At 31.5% G+C, this 15,901-nt stretch carries 20 protein-coding genes; 1 reads left to right on the forward strand and 19 read right to left on the reverse strand.

Annotated features, from left to right (window positions below; genetic code table 11):
- Nucleotides 1-227 precede the first annotated feature (227 nt).
- The 19 genes from F3K33_RS17165 to F3K33_RS17255 all read right to left on the reverse strand — a co-directional run bounded on the left by F3K33_RS17165 (nt 228) and on the right by F3K33_RS17255 (nt 14,686).
- Nucleotides 228-890: a PsbP-related protein gene (locus F3K33_RS17165; protein ID WP_039769259.1), complete on the reverse strand. Its 663-nt coding sequence runs from the start codon at nt 888-890 to the stop codon at nt 228-230.
- Between the two features lie 407 nt (nt 891-1,297).
- Nucleotides 1,298-1,684 (reverse strand): hypothetical protein, encoded by a 387-nt coding sequence (locus F3K33_RS17170; protein WP_039769257.1) that lies wholly within the window; start codon nt 1,682-1,684, stop codon nt 1,298-1,300.
- 15 nt (nt 1,685-1,699) lie between these two features.
- The gene (locus F3K33_RS17175) at nt 1,700-1,933 is read right to left on the reverse strand and encodes a hemolysin XhlA family protein (protein ID WP_039769254.1); all 234 of its coding nucleotides are present in this window, start codon (nt 1,931-1,933) and stop codon (nt 1,700-1,702) included.
- 162 nt (nt 1,934-2,095) lie between these two features.
- Nucleotides 2,096-2,293 carry a hypothetical protein gene (locus tag F3K33_RS17180; protein WP_039769252.1) on the reverse strand — a complete coding sequence of 66 codons (198 nt, stop codon included), beginning with the start codon at nt 2,291-2,293 and terminating at the stop codon, nt 2,096-2,098.
- 1 nt (nt 2,294) lies between these two features.
- Nucleotides 2,295-2,744, reverse strand: coding sequence for a hypothetical protein (locus tag F3K33_RS17185; protein WP_039769249.1), 450 nt, complete (start codon nt 2,742-2,744; stop codon nt 2,295-2,297).
- A gap of 14 nt (nt 2,745-2,758) precedes the next feature.
- Nucleotides 2,759-3,877 carry a hypothetical protein gene (locus F3K33_RS26830; RefSeq protein ID WP_051144771.1) on the reverse strand — a complete coding sequence of 373 codons (1,119 nt, stop codon included), beginning with the start codon at nt 3,875-3,877 and terminating at the stop codon, nt 2,759-2,761.
- A gap of 12 nt (nt 3,878-3,889) precedes the next feature.
- Nucleotides 3,890-4,672 carry a hypothetical protein gene (locus tag F3K33_RS17195; protein WP_039769245.1) on the reverse strand — a complete coding sequence of 261 codons (783 nt, stop codon included), beginning with the start codon at nt 4,670-4,672 and terminating at the stop codon, nt 3,890-3,892.
- A 17-nt stretch (nt 4,673-4,689) separates the two neighbouring features.
- Entirely contained in the window at nt 4,690-5,343 is a 654-nt protein-coding gene (locus F3K33_RS17200) for a phage tail protein (protein WP_039769242.1), read from the reverse strand.
- Between the two features lies 1 nt (nt 5,344).
- Nucleotides 5,345-6,049, reverse strand: coding sequence for a putative phage tail protein (locus F3K33_RS17205; RefSeq protein WP_039769239.1), 705 nt, complete (start codon nt 6,047-6,049; stop codon nt 5,345-5,347).
- On the reverse strand, nt 6,042-7,148 hold the full coding sequence (locus F3K33_RS17210) for a baseplate J/gp47 family protein (RefSeq protein WP_039769237.1): 1,107 nt from the start codon (nt 7,146-7,148) through the stop codon (nt 6,042-6,044). The genes F3K33_RS17205 and F3K33_RS17210 overlap by 8 nt, the downstream gene beginning before the upstream one ends.
- On the reverse strand, nt 7,141-7,581 hold the full coding sequence (locus F3K33_RS17215) for a DUF2634 domain-containing protein (RefSeq protein WP_039769234.1): 441 nt from the start codon (nt 7,579-7,581) through the stop codon (nt 7,141-7,143). Before F3K33_RS17215 ends, F3K33_RS17210 begins: the two co-directional genes overlap by 8 nt.
- Nucleotides 7,574-7,897 (reverse strand): DUF2577 domain-containing protein, encoded by a 324-nt coding sequence (locus F3K33_RS17220; RefSeq protein ID WP_012059569.1) that lies wholly within the window; start codon nt 7,895-7,897, stop codon nt 7,574-7,576. The genes F3K33_RS17215 and F3K33_RS17220 overlap by 8 nt, the downstream gene beginning before the upstream one ends.
- Nucleotides 7,897-8,901 (reverse strand): XkdQ/YqbQ family protein, encoded by a 1,005-nt coding sequence (locus tag F3K33_RS17225; protein ID WP_039769231.1) that lies wholly within the window; start codon nt 8,899-8,901, stop codon nt 7,897-7,899. The genes F3K33_RS17220 and F3K33_RS17225 overlap by 1 nt, the downstream gene beginning before the upstream one ends.
- Nucleotides 8,898-9,377: a hypothetical protein gene (locus F3K33_RS17230; protein ID WP_039769229.1), complete on the reverse strand. Its 480-nt coding sequence runs from the start codon at nt 9,375-9,377 to the stop codon at nt 8,898-8,900. The genes F3K33_RS17225 and F3K33_RS17230 overlap by 4 nt, the downstream gene beginning before the upstream one ends.
- 13 nt (nt 9,378-9,390) lie before the next feature.
- On the reverse strand, nt 9,391-11,628 hold the full coding sequence (locus F3K33_RS17235) for a phage tail length tape measure family protein (RefSeq protein ID WP_243141309.1): 2,238 nt from the start codon (nt 11,626-11,628) through the stop codon (nt 9,391-9,393).
- A gap of 172 nt (nt 11,629-11,800) precedes the next feature.
- The gene (locus tag F3K33_RS17240) at nt 11,801-12,205 is read right to left on the reverse strand and encodes a phage tail assembly chaperone (RefSeq protein WP_039769227.1); all 405 of its coding nucleotides are present in this window, start codon (nt 12,203-12,205) and stop codon (nt 11,801-11,803) included.
- Nucleotides 12,206-12,673: 468 nt separating this feature from the next.
- A complete protein-coding gene (locus F3K33_RS17245) occupies nt 12,674-13,105 on the reverse strand; it encodes a phage tail tube protein (RefSeq protein WP_012059574.1) in 432 nt (143 codons plus the stop codon).
- A gap of 12 nt (nt 13,106-13,117) precedes the next feature.
- Entirely contained in the window at nt 13,118-14,239 is a 1,122-nt protein-coding gene (locus F3K33_RS17250; RefSeq protein ID WP_039769225.1) for a phage tail sheath subtilisin-like domain-containing protein, read from the reverse strand.
- Nucleotides 14,240-14,251: 12 nt separating this feature from the next.
- Nucleotides 14,252-14,686 (reverse strand): phage tail terminator family protein, encoded by a 435-nt coding sequence (locus F3K33_RS17255; protein ID WP_017210957.1) that lies wholly within the window; start codon nt 14,684-14,686, stop codon nt 14,252-14,254.
- Between the two features lie 488 nt (nt 14,687-15,174).
- On the opposite strand from F3K33_RS17255, the gene F3K33_RS17260 reads away from it, so the two are divergent.
- Nucleotides 15,175-15,840: a hypothetical protein gene (locus F3K33_RS17260; RefSeq protein ID WP_039769223.1), complete on the forward strand. Its 666-nt coding sequence runs from the start codon at nt 15,175-15,177 to the stop codon at nt 15,838-15,840.
- The last annotated feature ends 61 nt before the right edge of the window (nt 15,841-15,901 follow it).

The raw sequence follows: 15,901 nt of genomic DNA on the forward strand, positions 1-15,901 counted from the left end.
TACTATGTTGGAACTTATTTCACATATCTCAGTATTAATTAAAAATGTAATCTATTTAAATCATAAATATAAATTTATCACTATGGCATATTTTTAAACCTTTAGAATTATTTCCGCACTTATTTTAAACTAATCTTCTATTTTCTATTACATGTATTATCTTTAGTAAGGTAAGATAATTAAAAGCATATCTCTCCTTACTAAAGATTATCCCCTAATTTAAAGAATTAATATGCAAATTTTATTGTATTTAACATACTTTCAAAAGATGTCATATTTTCATCTGATATTTTTCCACGTTGCATAAGTGTAAATAAATATGCTTTGTTACTATTACAAATCATTACTTGTTCTACTTGCACATCCATTCCATTAATATTATGAAAATAGTTTAGAGTTAACGCATTATTATTATTAAATTTACGCTCTTTAATTTGTAAATTATTTATATCTGAGCGATTTTTTATATAAGTTTCTGCTGAATTAAAATAAACCTCTTCCGAATATCCCTCCATGCCATCTATAACCAAATTCACATTAGTTCCTTGATTGTCTAGATAGTAAATATCATCTCCTTTTAAAGTCGTTTTAGTCCAATTTGAAGGATATGAAACTGAAATCTTATCAGATTTAGTTTCTAAGCCTGTCCAATCTCCATTATTGCTTAAAATATATCCATCAATAACTGTGTTTTTAGCCATATAACCGCTAGCATAAAAATAATACCATTTTCCTTCTATCTTTTTCCAACCTGTAGAATATGAGTCACCTTCTGTATACCACCATCCAGTACTATTATTCTTCCATTCTGCACTTGCACCTATTGGAGTTAGCGCTAATACTGATACCGCTATTAGTGATCCTGCTATTAATTTTTTTAATTTTACCATTATTATTCCCCCTAAGTTCTTATAATATATAAGTTCCATTTAATAAACTTTCTAATCATTGAAGTTATTCCACTTTATACTTCTGCTTTAAAGGTTTAACTTTGATTAACAAATTTTTGGAACTCATATATAATTTTATCTTACTTTTGCCCTTTGTCAAATATTCCAAGTTATAGAATCAAATAGTATTTATTAGTTATTGAGTGTAGTAAAAGGTTAAAATCCACGAATATATAATTTCCAAATCTCATTTAACGCAAACAAAAAAAAGACCAGACTTAATGCTTACATAATATCTATAAACATTAAGTCTGGTCTGAAAATAATTAGTAATAAATGATTCTTATTAAAGCCATATTTATTAAATAATTTGTATTACTAATTGTAACTATATTCTATTGTAAGATTTATTGTGCTTTCGAATCTTTTGTTAACATATCTCTGCCTTTATTAACTTCTCCAGCTATAGTTTGTCTTAAAAATTCTAAATTTTCTTTAGATAATCCTGGAATTCGCTGCATAAGTACCTTCTCAAATTCATCTGCCTTTGATGTTAAAAGCTCAGTTGCATTTTCTGTAATTCTAAATTTCTCTTCTACTATATTCCATACTTCCCTAGCAGTATTTATTTCTTCCTGATGCTCATTTATCTTTATTTTTTGGCTTATTTCACTTTTCTTCTGAATAAAGAAATCTATTATTGAATTTCCAACCTGCTTAATTATCACTGCTAAAATTGCCACTACTGAAGTATCTACTATAGGTAAAATTTGATTAATTGATATTTCTTTCATTGTGTAAAGTCTCCTTTATCTTAAGATCTTGGTTTCAATTACAAAAAAGAAGAAGCTTATTAAAGCTCCTCCTATTGCAGTTATAAACCACTTCATCATATTGGTTAATGACTTAATGTTTTCACATAAATTCTTTAATTCTATCTTAAGTTCTCTTGAATCTTGCTCAAGCTTATCTAATCTCTCTCCATGATTATTGAGTCTTCTTTCATACGTTTCAATTTTATCCTTAATCAATTCTTCATTCATGTATTACTTCCTTTCTATTAAAAATAAGTGTTGGCTTCCTACCCTATTGAATATTAAAACTGGCTAATGTCATCAATATATCATAGGAAATAAAAAAAGATTATTTAGCTTAATAATAATCTTTTACCTATATTTTCATTTAATTTAGTACATTATTTTTTCCTATGATGCAGTACTTTCTGCATTAGTTGGAGCTATTAAATTTGTAAATTCTGCATATTGCTCTGTAGTAATCTTATCTCCAGCTAAAAATATATCTATAGTTTCTTGAATTGTAGTAAAATCTTTAGTTTCCTTTTTTAATTCTGCATTAATCCTATTTCTCAATATGTTTCCTAATAATGTTTGCATTGTGGTCATTTTACATCCGCCCTTCTAATATCTTATTTTTTTCTATTTCTAATATAGAATTTTCTAATGTTAATAATGTTACTTCATCTTGGATTTGTGCATACAAAATAATATTTTGAATTATATCATTTTTGTCAATCTGTTCTCCAGTAATTGTCACTTCTTTAGCTTTTAATTCATCCTCGGTATAATATACTACCTCAAGTCTATGTTTTTCTTGCTTTATATCAACCACACATGATTTGCTCTTTACTAATATGTTGAATAATTGTCCATATTCTAATTCTATTTTTCCTAACATATCATCTGATATACTCTTCAATACCGAATACTTTTGCTTATCGTCTTGTATTGTAGGTATCTTTATACCTGCAATATTAAATTGTTCATCTGTAAAGCACAATATATCTCCAGTAGATTTATTATAGTATACTCTACTATTTAGTTTAGTTTGTATCATATTACACCTCCAAATTAACCATAAAAATAATACATAATTACATAGCTATTTACAACTGAATCACCTGTTTCAGCGACAATTATATCCGTTAATCTTGATGCAGCACTACGATACCCACCATTAGAACTGTAATATTGACCAGCTACCAGTGAATCATATGAATTAACTGTAAAATAAAATTGTGTTTTCCCTGTTGCACCGTTAGCCCAATTATACACTATATCGCCTGTTATATACTTAACATTTGTTGCAGGAATTACTCCTAACGGTATACTATTCCTGGCATATTTTATTCCACCACTAACAGTCCCGCTTGCTATTAAATTCAAACCACCTAAACTAGTTGGAGTTGCAATACCAGCCAATCCAAATAATTCCTTCCCGCTAACAATATTTGCAGCTATAAAATTGGCATCTGTAATTGTTACATTATCATTTGCACCGTCTCTATAACCTTCACTAGCTTTTAGTTTTAAAGTTGTTCCACTAATACTACTAGATACGCATGCTGTATCACCTGATCTATCCACCATTGTACCCGTTACTTTTGCTCCGTTTTTATAAGCCGTTTCTCCTGCTAACATATTATTAGCAGCTACTGTTGCATCTGCTGTATCTACGACACTTGACTTTCCGGTAACACCATCTATAGTAATACCTGCTCTTATATTTCCAGAAATTAATAAAGATAAATCAAGTCCTCCAACTATACAATTATCAGTATCATTACTAAAAGTTTTATTTTTACGTACATCAGATGCTAGTGCAGTACCTTCTGCACTAGCTTTGATAAAAAAACACTCACTGGTTGAATTATACCAAACCGTATATGCCTTTCCTGATATCAAGTTTGGTGATGTTGTCGTTCCTGGTTTATATAATTTTTTACCATTTATAGTTGTTGCAGCTCCACCATTATTGATACTTGCTATAAAAGTTATTGGATATCCATTTACTAACGATCCTTTAATAGTAAGTGTTATTGCCGTAGCAGATCCGCCTGCTGTTTGATACACCATATCTGACAATGTTGAATCGACATTTGAATTCCCAAATTTTACAATTAACGCATCAGTATGTGGGTAATATATATTTCCTGTACTGTCTTGTATTTCTATATTTTTTGTTGCCATTTGTTTTCCCCCTTAAATAGTCTTTAGAAATAATTTAACTTGTGTTCCACTTGCATAATCATTACCAACTTTAATACTTGCTCCGTCTGCTCCTGCTGGCCCTTGTGGCCCAGTTGCACCAGTTGGTCCAGCAGCACCTGTTGCGCCTGTTGCTCCTTTTAAAGATATTGAATATACCCATTTTGCTGTGCTTGCATCTCCTGAAGCTGTACATACATATACATTTCCTGTACTTGTATTGAAATATTGATCATTTACTAAAGCTGAAGTTATACCACTTCCAGTAAAAACTGTTGCTGATGTGCTAATTCCTGTTATTGCAGTCCCACTATACCATTGAGATCCTCTAATTCCAGCTGCTCCTTGTGGGCCTTGTATACCTTGAATTCCTTGTGGTCCCTGCATGCCTGTTGCCCCACTAAGGTCTGTTATATATGTGTATGCTGTTGAACCCTTAACATATAATTTTGCATTATCAGCATCATTAACATTTCCAGTGTCTATTAACACAAAGCTCCCTATTTTTAATCCATCTGTGGCAAATCCTGTATTCATAGCTGAAACTGAACTATACACTTTTGCGATTGTAAAGGGCTCTCCAGCTGGTCCTTGCACACCTTGTATACCTTGAACTCCTTGAGGGCCTTTCAATAATCCTCCATCTAACTTTTGTTGAAATGTTTGTCCATCAGCAAATGTAACTGCATCTGCGCTTGTTAATACATTTACTTCCTTTAATACTGCACCTGTACTTTCATCTAATAATTGAATCCTTACTTTATCTAAATTTGCCATTATATAATCATCCTTTCTTATTGAACTATTTTAATACCCATATTGGGACTTACCTTCACATTGTCTGCAAAGCCATTGGTTATTTTATCTGTTATTTTAAAATACAAAGTATCACTTGTTCTGTCAGGTATAGCTGGCAGTGTCTCATTAATATACAATTGCATTTTCCCTGATAACTTAGCACTGACTTCTTGAAATTTTGACTGTAATATTTGTATATCTCCTTTAGTTGCAACTACTACATTTGGATCTATCTTAAAATCTATGCTGCTTGCATTGCTGACTTCTAATACAATTTTTATGAATAAATCTTTTGTGCTTCCTTCTGAAATTGCTGGTTTGTAGGTTTCTGATAATTTGGTGATGGCGATCATATCTCCAGCATCATCAAAAATACCAGCTTCTCTGATGAAAAACCCTCCATCAGCTGCTGGTATTACTGTTTCTACAACTATCCAGTTTTCATTTGATTCATCGACTGAAATTGCACTTATATTTCCTGACCAAACTTCTTTTACAATTGAGGTTTGATCTTCTGAAGGTTCATAATATGAGCCGTTTCCATCTCCAACTTTTAGGGTTTTAAAATTCACTTTACTGCCCGAAACTGCTGAAGCTGATAATTTTTTTCTTCCTAATTTTGTTAACATTGTATAAAATTTTTCTGCCAAATTAATTCATCTCCTTACTAGGATATATTGTTATGCTTTCTGAACCTGTACATTGGCTGATACCACTTTCCATTTTTTCGCTGAATTCAATATTTTTAGCTCTCCATGGATAAACTGTCATAGTCTCTCCCATAATTGATCCTAAGCCATAGTACATTTGTGATTGATTTACGGATATTAGTTTATATTTAACGCCTAAATGTGCTGGCTTAGCTATTCCTATTGAGTCGTACAAGCTATCTAAAGCATAAGGAAAGCCTGTATCACTTATTAACTTTACTTGGAAATAGTATTCTGGATTATTCTGAATTATTTCAGCTTCTGAAACAAAGCTCTTACAAATCTGCTTTATTACTTCAACTGTTGTTGTGCCTTTAGAGTTAAGCTTTGCTAATACCCTTGCTCTTCTTTCTTCAATTGATTTAGCATTATTTGTAGTTATACCAACTCTTTTTTCCCATAGTTTCAAGCCCCATTCAGTTGCAGTTTGGGGCAAAATTTGCAGGAATAAATCTGAAATATCCAAGCCTAATTTATCAAATCTACTTCCGTAAGCATTAAATATTTCCTGGAAAATATAACTATTTTTTATTTCATCAATAACATAGCTCTTTAAATTATCTACTGATTGGTTTCCACTGTTTTCACTTGAAGTACTTGCACTCTTAATATTTTTAAATGCTTCTAAATCAGCTATATTATTCATAAGTTATCCCTCGCAAAGATGCCTTATCTTCATCAGCTGTAATTATATTTTTAGTATCATTGTTTATTTTCACTGAAGATATATCATTAACTCCAGCTGTCATTACTACCTTTGCCTCAACAGTATTTATTTTTACAACTCCGCCTACTGGAATTGTTTTAAAATAATTATCAAGAGACTCTTTTATATTGTCTTTAACATCCTTTATATCAAATCCATCTAATGCAGTAAGACCAAGTATATTAACATCAATTTTTAATGGATTTACTGATACTACAGTTACTGTTGCCCCTATTGGTGCCTTTCCACTTCCTTCACCATCTGCTGGATCTATATATTGTTTAACTTTTTGTACTATAGTATCATCTAGCTGAATTCCATTATTTCCTGCAACTATTACCTTTACAGTTCCATTTCCATTCATTCCATTGCTTTTATCCCAAAGAGGTTTTACTTTCACATACTCAACACCAGATATTTGAAGTGCCCATTTTTCATAATCATATATATTCCCACTGCTGCTTTCTTCTCTCTCTTTAGATATGATTCTTTCCAATAAATTTTCACTAGTTTCAGTATCAGTTCCACTAGTAGTTGCACTTTCATTTTTCACATTAGTTATCCCATTTATTTTAATAGGTATTTCAACTATAGCATTAGCTGGAACATTATATTTGGAGCCTATTTCTATTGCTTTAATTCCTAGTGTGCATTTTCCATCTTTAATTTTTCCTTGAGATGTCACCTTATATTTTAAGCCTTCGACAGTTTGAACTATGCTGTTTTCATATATTATAGAATTTTCTAACCCTAAAAAAGTCACTTGCCCCACTGAATATAAGCCTTGCTTCCTCTCTAAGCCATGTCTTGCTGCATCTTTATCTATAAATTTATCATATTCCTCTTGAGGAACTTCTGGAGCTTCCTCTCCAAATACTAATTTCAAAATTGTATCTAGAGCTTTATAATAATCTGCTATAGTTTTAGCAGATGGAGCAATAGCATCATATACAAAATATCCTTCACTTTTAGATATTCCAGAATCAATACTATCTAACATTTGTGATCTTAAATTTTCTTCAGTATTATTTTCATACATTAATTGTCACCTCCCCACAATCAGTTATTGCTGTAAAAGTTATGGTTAGAATATCATTGTTTTTATCCACCTCAAAGTTTTTTACGCCTAATATGTGCTGATTTTCCTTTAAGCATTCTAAAGTTAACCTTTTAGCCTCACTATCAATTAAACTTTTACTGAACCCTTTACCAATTATTTTTTCAAATTCATTGCCATATGCATCGCTGTAAATTGGATACTTTCCTTTGCTGGTTTTAAGAGCTTTCCATATCCATATTTTCAATGCTTCTATTCCTTCTACAATTTGAAATTTTCCATCCTTAAGTTTGAAATCATTTTTCTCAAAATCCCAAGCATATTCTTTAGGAATATTTGCAGCTTTCTCTTCTTGTGAAAATGCCGCAAGTTTATTTGCCATGTTTAAATTTGTTTCGGGTAATATACTAGCCACTACACTTCACCACCTTACAAAGTATTATCCATGTTTGATTATCCTTAGTAGGCAATACTGCTAGCTCATCACCAATTTTAATTGTATCTAGAAAACTTACTGCAGTCCCATCAGTATTTGTTACTGACGCTTGTCTTGAATATCCCGATAATAAATAATCAGCTATATAAAGATCATCCTTATATAGCTGCAAATCATTTGTTTGAATTATTATTTCAGGAGGTGGAGAATTAACCTTAGCAATGCATATGGAAAGAGGATTACTTTCTGCACCTTTTCTTTTCATTAAATTTAACATTTTTACATATGGATCCATTAGCTATCAACCTCCTGTAAATCCATTTTGTTGCTTAAGCTTACTGTAAGCTTCATTGTATATTTTCCTGTTCCACATTCCCAGGTGTGAGTATCAGCATTAACATAAAGAGTTGCATCTTTCAATATGTCTAAATACCATATTTTTGCCTTAACAGCATACCCCGTTAAGCAGCTATAATTACCAATAGCTTCAATTTCTATTTCTTCACTGAAGCCATATAACTTATTTTGTGCTACTTCATATGTGTTGTTATCATCTTCCACTGTGTACGATGTCTGGAAAACACCATATCTTTTTACAAGCTCTGAATTTTCCACTTGATCTACGTAGTTATTGTTAACGTCAAAAATTTTCACTCTGTTTATCATATTTTCTAAAGAATCTTTGTAACTCATATCTATTATATTGTTATTGTACAAATCCGCATTAGCAGATTGAAGCAAATAATCTGATATTATTTGCCCCTTCTCAATTACATTAAACGTATCAGCTTTCATAATAGGAACATATTGTTTTCCATTTTGCTTGCTAACTTCACTATAGCACTGCATTATTATGCTATAATAACTCTTATCTGGACATAGCCTATCTATTGGAACGCCAGTTGCCACTACATCACCAACTTTGATGTTTAATTCTTCACAAGCTTTATATACAACGCTTTCTGGAGACATATTCTTAATATTCATGCTTGTTGATGAACTCATGATAAACCTCATATAATCATAGCAAGTAAAAGTTTCCTCCTGATTTGAACTTCCTAAAGTCCTATCTACAACTTCACCTCTAAAAATTTCTCCATAAGTTTCATCTACAATCTTTATTAATGTTCCTGGACATATTTGAACTCTAGGCTCATTTATATCTGATAAGGAATATAACATACTAAATGAACATTTTCTTGCAGGCTGATCTATTGATGCTGATAATTCAATACTTTTACAAACTGGAGTTATATCTGTTAAAAGCCAGCCTTCATATAAGCTGTATATTTTAATCATATATTACCACCCAATATATTATTTACATCAGTTAAACTAAAGCCTGCCCCCCACTGACCTACAATTTTTTCATTTAACTTCAATGCCTTATACTGCTTTAATGCTAGAGTAAAGTTTATATCTCCAGTTCCATCATTTTCTCCATACTCAAAAGTTTCTATAGAGAATAGATCATTGATATCTGTGTTTGTAAGTATCACTCTTATTGGCTTTTTACTTTTTCTCCAAGCTTCTATTTGTGCAACGCACTCAAATGGTTTAGGAATATCTGAATATGCACAAAATTTATATTTATGAGCAGGAAAAAAGCTCTCAAAAGATATTTCCGAAAGCTTTGAATCTCCTAATATATTTATTTCTCCAATTGATTCTACACTAACTACTGAATTGTTGTTAGCTAATTTAAGTGAATAACTAGAAGGTGGTACAGGAAGTTGTAACCATGTATCGTCTTGATTAAACCAAAATTCTATCATTTAAAAATACCTCCTAACTCATTCCAAGAGCTGTTTGACTCAATTTATTGGCTAGAGCTGTTGCAATTTTATCTATATCGCTTTCTTCTCTGATTATTATAGAATCTGCAAGCTTTGCTATTGTTATTGCAAATCCATTTTGTGTGCTATCATCTTTAGTTGATCCAGAAGCGCCTTTAAATCCTTGGCTGCCAGTTTTGTTTCCTGATGATAAGTTTTTATTTACACCAGTTTTTATTCCTACTGCAAGATCTTTAATTGGTTCAGTTACTAAATGAGTATTAACTTTAATACCACGACCCATGCCTTTTAGAAAGTCTGGCATCCATGTTTCATAATCTGTAAGGGGTCCTTTATCTGGTACTGAGAAATGAAGAAATGCTCTTATCCTATCTGCTACACCTGAAATAGCATCTTCAATGTAACCTACTGCTCCTCTTATACCATCTACAATTCCCATTATCATATCTTTACCCCAACTAATAGCAGTTTTAGCCACATCTTTAAATATTGAACCTATTGCATTTAATATATTTCTTATAATATCTATGGCACCATTAAATACTGTTCCTACAGTACTTTTTATAGTATTCCATGCGCCTGACCAATCTCCATTTATAACTTGCATTACAGTTTTAATCACTCCTGTTATTACGTTAAGTACAGTCATGATTACTGTTTTAATTATGTTAAATGCTGAAGACACTACTGTTTTTATAGTCTGCCCATGAACATTCCAAAAGGCCATTATCATATTTAAAGCAGTGCTTATAACAGTTTTAATGGCTGTCATAACAGTTGTAATAGTTTGTTTTATAAGTGGCCAGTTAGAAATTACAAAGCTTATTAATTTACTGAAAATTTGAATAGCAAATGTTAGTACTGGCTTTAATATAGAGTTCCAAACTGATTGGATTCCTTTAAATACATTTTGAATTATGCTTTGTATTTGTGGCATATGTGCCTTAATAAAGTCTATTACTGATTTAACTGTTGCAATTATAACTTTAATCGTACTTGTTACAATTGAACCTACTTTAGGCCCGAATAAACTAGAAAAAAATACTCCTATTCCTTCTGATGCACTTCCTGTTTTCTTAAATACATCAATTGCTGATTTTACAGCACTTGATATTTTGTTAAAAACAGATACAACAGAATCTCTTATCCCACCAAAATTAGTAGCAAATGCTGTTGCCAATAATGCGATTACGCCGATAACAATCATAATTGGAAGTGGAAATTTAGTAAACAAACCCATTACTCCTGAAAGAGGTTGAAAAAATGTCCCTATCATATTTTTAAACATGCCAAAGCCACCAATTAATGTGCCAAAGACAGCTGTAAGACCTAAAGCCTTTGCAATTATGTCCATTATTGGTTGTGGTATATTTTTTATTGATTGGGCAACACTCAAAAATACTTCTGCTACTTTTTTGGCATAAGGCAATAAAGCATCACCTATACTGCTTTTAATTCCACTTATAGTATTAGATAATTGTTGCAACTTACCAGCATAAGTATCTGCTGCCGCTGCTGCCTGCCCACCAAATTCTTTATTTAATTCGTTTAAAATTAGTTTCTGAGCCCCAGCCGTATCCCCAGTTTTTTGCATTGCTTCTACTTGTTTTTTTTGTTGATCTGTGAATGTAATGCCAATTCCGTTTAAATCTGCAAGTCCTCTAGTTGGATCATTAAGTGCTTTTCCTAATGCTTTGCTAGCTTCAACAGGATCAGTTCCCATTTTTTGTGCCATATCTACCATTGCTTGCGAGGCTGCTGGAAATACATCCTTCCCTATGTTAGTAAATGTGAGTAGCATGCTCTGACCTGTTTTAATCGCTCCAGCACCAAATGTAGATGCATTACTCAATTGCGAGGCCATTTTACTTACTTCTTCAGCTGTGAATCCTGCTGCTCCACCAGTAGATTTAATTGTTTGTGCTAAATCTTTATTAATTTTTTCTGATTTTGCGGCTCCATCGACACAATCCTTTAGAAAACCAGCCATTGAATTTCCAACTTCTCCAATAGCCTGCCTAGCTGAATTTAAACCACTAGCTATTTTATTACCGAATCCAGCTGATTTAACTGTTTCATTCACCTTCTGTGAAGTTTCTACAGCTTTTGCGCCTAAACTCTCAATAGATTCTTGAGCCTTTTGAACTCCGATAATAACGTTTTGCGTAAGATTTACTACTGTATTAATCTGAGTCATATTTATTTGGTTCATATTAACTGTATTCGCCATTAAACCTCACCCCCTTGTAGGGATTCTATTTGCTTATTTTTATCTTCAACTTCTTGTTCAATAAAAGCACTGATGATAATCTTTTCTCCAAATCCCCTATTAATTGTTTCTGCTGGCCACTTACCATGAAGTTTCCAGCAGTAATATAGAAGATTAACAGTTTCATCAGTGCTTATGAGTTTTTTATATCTTCTTTTTTGTTAGTAGATTCTACTCCTGAAATTTCAGTTACAGTATCTGCTAAAATATCAACTTCACCAGGTAAGAATATCTTATTCATAAGTTCCTTTGGTGTTGGCGCTTTGAAATGTTTCATAAGCTCTTCTGATCTAAGCTCTGGCACTCCTGCAAGAACAGTTTCTATTTTTGCCTGTGCTGTTGCAAATCCTTGAATATTTCCTTTCTTATCTACTTGAAGTACTCTTTCTTGAATTTCATTGTATCTCTCCATAGAAATAGCATTGCATTTAAATGTAATCTCCATATTTCCAAGTTTAGCAAGCTTAAGTTTTACCTCCTTAGAAGGCACCTCAATTTTACCAGCATCTATTTTTAATAATTGTTCAACTAAATTCATAACTTTCATCTCCATTTCAAATTTAATAAAACTATAGATAAACAATGTGTAATCTAAGCTTATTCAATAGCTAAGCAAAGTAAGTAACATATTGTATTCCAGTTTCTCTGTAGCAATTTTCTAAAATTCAATTAACGTTTTTCTTAGTTCCTCTAACTATGAGTCTAGTTATTAAATTGCATATCTATAATTCAGTAATTTTTTATTTCCTTGTCATTACTTTATTTTTACATACCTTAAGCAAATATCTACATTAGAAATCGAAAATATTTTTGTGTAGCAGGCATTTGAAAATAAGCTGATGAAGGTTCTTTGTGACAGGTTGTTGCGCTTTAGCTTGTCCATTCGAATTATTGGAGCATGCTAAAGTGAGTACAACCTGTCATTTAGAACCTTCCAGCGAAATTTTCATAGTCCTGCGTAACAAAAATATTTCCGATTTCGGCAGACTATTGCTTAACTATAGTTTTATTGTGGTTCTATTAAGTCTAAGAAATCATAGCCTGAGAATGTAAATGCAATTGTATCTTCAACATTCTTTTTAACTTCCCAGTCTGCCAATGTTAATTCATCAAAAGTAACATCTTTAAGTACTACTCTTTCAGCCCCTACTGAATCCGGATCAGCTAATTTAGAAATTATAGTACATACAGTTTGCTTTCCTTGTTTTATGTTATCTTTCATTAAAATTGCCATTCTTGATGATATATGATGCAATTTCAATGTTCCCTTTCCTTCTATACCTGTAACTTTACTTCTCTTCCATAAATCCCTTGTAAAATTAACATCTACCTTTGTTAAAGTGACCTTTGCTTGAAGAGCTGACACCTCTGAAACATATTCTCCGTTAATCCAGACTTCTCCCCAAGTCCCATTTATAATATCCTTTGCTTGTGGCATAATAATTACCTCCTAAATATATATTTGAAATTTAATATCTTCTATTGCATCTAAAATAACAACTTGTCCTTTAACAAAAACTTGTGAACCTGTGTTACTTTCTTTTATTTCTTGATCTTTCATAGTTGAAATATCTATACCTTGGCTCTTTAAGTACGCTTTTTGTGCATCTAAATCAATTTCTGCTCTATTTTGCCCTTCAATACTGCTATCAAGCAATCCATCAAGTTCTAAACCTTCAAAATAGCCATTAATAGCTGCAATGAGCAAGCACTTATGATCATAATCATTTGGATATTTTCCAATATAATTATCTTCAGCTGTTGATTTAATATCATCATGTATTAAATCCATAATATCTACTATCTTAATCTTTTTAAAATCCTCGCCTTTATTTTCAATAGTAGTTACAAAGCTATTTACAGCTCTATCAATTTTAACTTTCTTTCCATCGTTAATTAAAATTAATTTTCCTGAATCAATTGCCGCATCTCTTTCTTCTTTCTTTAGATGCGGAACATCTACTACTTCTGCAAGTGGTGCATAAGTAGCACTAATATTTAGCGAAGTTCCTGCTAGCATCCCTGCAATTCTTGAACAGTATTCTGCATCAGTATAAGTTCTGGCTGCTGTTTTTATGTCGTCTGTAGCAAAGTTAATTACTCCTTCACTATCAGCTGGACAATGTGGAAGTACTGCTTTAACTCTAATATCCTTAGCACTTCTTAATTGTTTAATCCATGTAGCAAAATCTGTTGCTCTTGAAGTAATATTTGCCTCTGTATCAGCCTTTCCATCTGTAGTCTGACCAATGCTTGGAACTACTACATAATCCCATTTAATAGTTTCTAAGTAATTTTGAGCTTCTGAATAATTAGCTGCATCTGGTGCTTCTATATAAGCAATCACTTGTTTTGGTGGATTTTGATATCCTATCATGGCAAGCTTTATTTGTTCCTTATTAAAATCTGATAAAGCTTCCGGAATTTCATCTATAGTATCCATTTTTATTGGATTACTATAATTTGCTGGCATTGTATCCTTTAATATAAGTACAACTATGCCTCTTGTTCCTCTCTTTGCTGCAGTTATTCCTGCTTCCTTAAAAATAATGTCTACTGATGGTTCTCCCATTTTTATTCCTCCTTAAATTTTAAAATTAAATGTGCCTGCTTTAGGGCTTTGAGGGGCATTAAAGTTTCTGTCTTGTGCAAGATCTATCTTGAGTTTCAAGTGTATTTCTGACATTTTTGCTCTACCTCTCAACTTTCTTATCTTTGCAGTTCTCCCTAGTACCTTTATATATCCATCACTAAAGATTTCCCTCATTGTATCCCAAACTTCATTTTGAGCTATTAAATCAACATTCATAAGCTCATCTAGCGGACCAAAGTAAATAATCTTCATAGTTATGGTATTCATATAACTATTTCTATTTAAGTCTGCTTGCCTGCTGGTAACGTAGCGAATAAAAAAAGAAGGTCTTACAATTTCCTTCTCTAACTTTGATGTATATATTTTTGTATTTGGGAATTTTTCAACTAACATTTCATTAATTGAATTAATTAATTCATTAATCATGAACCTCCTCCTGTAATCCCTATTTTGTTTTCTGATTGCTTTTTAAAATTTCATTTCCAAGCACTCACCACCTTTTCACAAATTACTTCCATTACAAAAAAGTACCCAGCCTAAAATTACAAGCTAGATACTTTTTATATAGAAGATTTAATGTTTATGAGAGGGAACTTATCTTCTGTTCCCACTTACTATTATAAGCCTTCTTTTTTTTAATTTCTTACATACTTTCTCTAGTTTACCTATAATTTTCTTATAATTTTTATTTAATGAGGTTTTTAGGCTTAATAGCAATGTATATATCCTTGTCTATTTTCGTAACTCTCTCCTTCTATTCTTGTTTCAATTATTATTATATGTTAACATTTTGTTATACAAATTTTTACTTTAAAGCTTAACATGATAAAACTTTAATATCATGTTAAATGCTTGACCATTAATATTTGAATCTCTTATTACTATTTTTTAAAGCTATATAAGGAGGACATATATTGAAAAGACTTAATTACATAACACTTGCAACATTAATTATAGTATCTTTTACAGCTATTGGCTGCAACTCAATAGGTAAAAATGAAAATTCTGATAAAAACCAAACTACAGTTGAAAATAAAACTGAAGAATTAAATAAAGATACAAATAAAAATGATAATTATGAAACTCGCGGGAACTCTCCAAAAGATCAGTCAATTTTTGAAGAAAACGAAGAAAGAGATAATACTGAAAGAGATAAAAGATATAAAGAAGTGGATAAATCTAAACTGAATTATGATAAAACTGATTCTTCTCTTACTTACTATGAAACTGAAAATAGCTTTGTTGGCAGTGAAGCTGGAATACCTAATGTAGATAATAAAAAATACAAAGATATATTATCTGACTATACCTATGCATGTGAAGTAAATCCAACAAAAGTAACTTATGAAGATGCAATAAGGCTTGCTAAAAGCGTGTTGCCTAATGATATAAAAGAAATAAGAAATAAATATGATAATTCCACTGGAAAAACTCATATAGTTTACTCCTCTAATCAAGGTAATTTTGTATTAGGTCTTGCATATGATTATGACGAATCTCATAATTCTGGTTTCACCCCAAATTCCAAGAATAATACTATCGTTGGAATAGATTATATGAAAGAAATAACAGAACAATAAAGAAGGACTGTAGTAAGATTTGCATAATAACAAATCTACTACAGTCCTCTATTCTAAATTA

The organism is Clostridium beijerinckii (assembly GCF_008705175.1).
In the GTDB taxonomy this organism is placed as follows: Bacteria; Bacillota; Clostridia; order Clostridiales; family Clostridiaceae; genus Clostridium; species Clostridium beijerinckii.

Bases quoted from the DNA above. Each gene is read 5' to 3' on its own strand.
- F3K33_RS26830 (WP_051144771.1), bottom strand. From the start codon at position 3,877: ATGGCAACAAAAAATATAGAAATACAAGACAGTACAGGAAATATATAT.
- F3K33_RS17245 (WP_012059574.1), bottom strand. From the start codon at position 13,105: ATGCCACAAGCAAAGGATATTATAAATGGGACTTGGGGAGAAGTCTGG.
- F3K33_RS17165 (WP_039769259.1), bottom strand. From the start codon at position 890: ATGGTAAAATTAAAAAAATTAATAGCAGGATCACTAATAGCGGTATCA.
- F3K33_RS17205 (WP_039769239.1), bottom strand. From the start codon at position 6,049: ATGAATAATATAGCTGATTTAGAAGCATTTAAAAATATTAAGAGTGCA.
- F3K33_RS17240 (WP_039769227.1), bottom strand. From the start codon at position 12,205: ATGAATTTAGTTGAACAATTATTAAAAATAGATGCTGGTAAAATTGAG.
- F3K33_RS17180 (WP_039769252.1), bottom strand. From the start codon at position 2,293: ATGACCACAATGCAAACATTATTAGGAAACATATTGAGAAATAGGATT.
- F3K33_RS17195 (WP_039769245.1), bottom strand. From the start codon at position 4,672: ATGGCAAATTTAGATAAAGTAAGGATTCAATTATTAGATGAAAGTACA.
- F3K33_RS17185 (WP_039769249.1), bottom strand. From the start codon at position 2,744: ATGATACAAACTAAACTAAATAGTAGAGTATACTATAATAAATCTACT.
- F3K33_RS17230 (WP_039769229.1), bottom strand. From the start codon at position 9,377: ATGATAGAATTTTGGTTTAATCAAGACGATACATGGTTACAACTTCCT.
- F3K33_RS17235 (WP_243141309.1), bottom strand. From the start codon at position 11,628: ATGGCGAATACAGTTAATATGAACCAAATAAATATGACTCAGATTAAT.
- F3K33_RS17210 (WP_039769237.1), bottom strand. From the start codon at position 7,148: ATGTATGAAAATAATACTGAAGAAAATTTAAGATCACAAATGTTAGAT.
- F3K33_RS17175 (WP_039769254.1), bottom strand. From the start codon at position 1,933: ATGAATGAAGAATTGATTAAGGATAAAATTGAAACGTATGAAAGAAGA.
- F3K33_RS17255 (WP_017210957.1), bottom strand. From the start codon at position 14,686: ATGATTAATGAATTAATTAATTCAATTAATGAAATGTTAGTTGAAAAA.
- F3K33_RS17250 (WP_039769225.1), bottom strand. From the start codon at position 14,239: ATGGGAGAACCATCAGTAGACATTATTTTTAAGGAAGCAGGAATAACT.
- F3K33_RS17225 (WP_039769231.1), bottom strand. From the start codon at position 8,901: ATGATTAAAATATACAGCTTATATGAAGGCTGGCTTTTAACAGATATA.
- F3K33_RS17170 (WP_039769257.1), bottom strand. From the start codon at position 1,684: ATGAAAGAAATATCAATTAATCAAATTTTACCTATAGTAGATACTTCA.
- F3K33_RS17220 (WP_012059569.1), bottom strand. From the start codon at position 7,897: ATGGATCCATATGTAAAAATGTTAAATTTAATGAAAAGAAAAGGTGCA.